This is a genomic window from Hydrogenivirga sp. 128-5-R1-1 (assembly GCF_000171895.1).
The window spans coordinates 1-1,832 of sequence record NZ_ABHJ01000229.1 but is presented as its reverse complement, the minus strand read 5'-3'; the positions used below and the strand labels follow the sequence as shown (position 1 = coordinate 1,832).

1 protein-coding gene is annotated in these 1,832 nt (G+C 34.1%); it reads right to left on the bottom strand.

The features are described 5' to 3' along the window. Nucleotides 1–44: 44 nt before the first annotated feature. On the bottom strand, nucleotides 45–1,832 hold a 1,788-nt coding region (gene uvrB / locus HG1285_RS03050), incomplete at its 5' end, for an excinuclease ABC subunit UvrB (protein WP_008288973.1).

Below are 1,832 nucleotides of genomic sequence, written 5' to 3'. Positions count from 1 at the left end.
TATCGGGTATATCTTCATATATTTTATTCCAACTTCTTCAAGGTTTATAAGGTCTTTAATTTCTTTTTTATTGTTTTTGGAGTAATTCCATGTTTTTTATTGTATTCTTCCTGTAGTTTTCTTCTTCTGTTTGTTTCCTCTATTGCTTTTTCCATTGCAGGTGTAATTTTATCTGCGTATAAAATCGCCCTTCCATTTACATTTCTTGCTGCCCTTCCTATTATCTGAATAAGGGCTGTTGTTGACCTTAAAAATCCTTGCTTATCTGCATCTAAAATAGCAACAAGTGAAACTTCAGGCATATCTATTCCTTCTCTAAGCAGGTTCACTCCAACCACAACATCATAAATACCTTCCCTCAGCTCTTTTATAATTTTGGCTCTTTCTATCGTATCTATTTCTGAATGAAGATAAACAGCTTTTATGTCTCTTTCCTGTAAATAATCTGATAAATTTTCTGCCATTTTTTTTGTAAGGGTTATAACTATTGCCCTTTCATTTCTTTCTTTTATATTCCATATTTCAGAAATTAAGTCATCTATCTGTCCTTCTGTTGGTTTTACTACAACTTCTGGGTCTAAAAGTCCTGTAGGTCTTATGATTTGCTCTACTATAATTCCTTTGCTTCTTTCTATTTCCCAGTCTGATGGAGTAGCAGACACGTAAATTGCTCTTTCTATTTTTTGTAAAAACTCTTCAAATTTTAAAGGTCTGTTATCAAACGCAGATTTCATTCTCCAGCCGTATTTAACAAGGTTTTCTTTTCTTTTTCTATCTCCATTGTACATTGCCCTTATTTGCGGAATTGTAACGTGGGACTCATCTATTATTAGTAAATAATCATCAGGAAAATAATCTAAAAGGGTATAAGGTGCTTCTCCGGGTTTTCTTCCATCAAAATATCTTGAGTAGTTTTCTATTCCCTTACATGTTCCAAGTTCAAGTATCATTTCAATATCGTAATTTGTCCTCTGCCAAAGTCTGTTAGCCTCTATTTCTTTACCAAGTTTTCTAAATTCTTCCACTTCTTTTTCAAGGTCTATCTGTATCTGTCTAACAGCTTCGGCTATATCAGGCTTTGGTATTACATAATGGCTTGCTGGAAATATAACAGTCCTGTCAAGTTTTCTTTTTACATTTCTATTAAAAAGGTCAAGCTCTGTTATAGCTTCTATCTCATCTCCAAAAAACTCAATTCTTAAAATTGTATCTTCAGTATGGGAGGCTAAAACTTCCACTGTATCGCCTTTTACACTAAATGTTCCCCTCTTAAATGAGTAATCGTCCCTTTGATACTGTAGCTCTATAAGCCTTCTTAAAAGCTCCTGCCTGTCTATAGGCATTCCAACATAAAGCTGAAGTCTTAATTTTTCGTAAAACTCAGGTGTTCCAAGACCATATATGCAGGAAACAGAAGCAACAACTATAGTATCAGGTCTTTCTATTAAGCTTTTTGTTGCAGAATGTCTAAGTCTATCTATTGCATCATTTATTGAGCTGTCTTTTTCTATATAAACATCTTTTTCTGGTAGATAAGCCTCTGGCTGGTAATAGTCATAATAAGAAACAAAGTACTCAACAGCATTATCAGGAAATATCTCCTTTAATTCTCTGTAAATCTGTGCTGCCAGTGTTTTGTTATGGGTTAAAACAAGGGCAGGTTTGCCGTATTTTTCTATGGTCTTACCAAAAGTTATAGTTTTTCCGGTTCCAGTTGCTCCAAGTAAAACCTGTTCTTTGACTCCATCTTTTAGATTTTGATACAGCTGTTTTATAGCTTTTGGCTGGTCGCCGGCAGGCTTAAATGGTAGTTTTATTTTAAAAGGGGTTTT